Raw genomic sequence first — 1,027 nt, forward strand, 5'->3', positions numbered from 1 at the left:
ATGATGGTGATAATGATGCATTTTCTGTGCAAACCAAGGCGTCACTGGTATGGACACCGGAGTTCAAAAATACGAAGCATAGTTTTATGGGATTAATAAATATGATGACCTATAGTTCTAATAATATTTCCTATCAGGCCCGTACCTCCAATACAGCATCCTCTTATCTACAAGACCCTTCTATTGCTTCAAGAGTCAATGGTACGCAGTCTGCTTTGAGCTCCAGTTCGACACAGACGGCAAATGGGAGCTTACTGTTTAATGGACAATATAGTTATCTGGATAAATATATTATCAATGCGGGGCTGCGGGGCGACGGCACCTCCAGATTATCACCCAGCAACAGATTTGGATTGTTTCCTTCTATATCCGGTCGTTGGCGGGTTTCGGGTGAGAAATTTTTATCAAAATTAGACTTTATAGATGACCTCAGCCTGCGTGTAAGTTACGGTCAGAGTGGTAATGCACCATCTAAAGATTATTCTTTCTATAATGTATATAACAATATTGACTGGAGTTTTATGGGCCAGGCAGGCGTTTACCCTTCCAATATGGAATTGAATAACCTAAAATGGGAAACGGTCGAGGGAAGTAATCTGGGAATCAGTTTAGCTATGTTTAAAAACAGGTTCTTTATTGATGCTGAAATTTATCGTAACCGCACCAAGGATTTATTGTTTAACGGTCTTGAGATACCATCTATCAATGGATTCAATGATGTGAATATGAATGTCGGAACAATGGACAACCAAGGCTTTGAAATTACGTTGCAAACGCAACCATATAACAGTGGAAACTGGAAACTGGATTTTGATTTTAATCTTGCCCGTAATCAAAATATGCTAAGGGAGATCTCGCCATTCTATCCCGTTGAAAAAGGAAATGTTACGACCAATGGTGTTTACAAAACTTATATGCAGGTAAATAATCCTTTCGGCTCTTTCTATGGTTATAGGTTTCAAGGCGTTTATAAAGATAAAGAGGCGACACTTGCAAAAGATGCCAGTGGTGCCGTTATACATAGGCC

Annotated in this window: 1 protein-coding gene; it reads left to right on the forward strand. The window is 39.5% G+C overall.

Annotation, left to right across the window (positions count from 1 at the left end; genetic code table 11):
• Positions 1 to 1,027: TonB-dependent receptor domain-containing protein (locus tag ACQR30_RS03950; RefSeq protein ID WP_429731568.1), on the forward strand; the 1,027-nt coding region annotated here is incomplete at both ends.

This window comes from Arachidicoccus sp., from assembly GCF_050436765.1.
Taxonomy (GTDB): Bacteria; Bacteroidota; Bacteroidia; order Chitinophagales; family Chitinophagaceae; genus Arachidicoccus.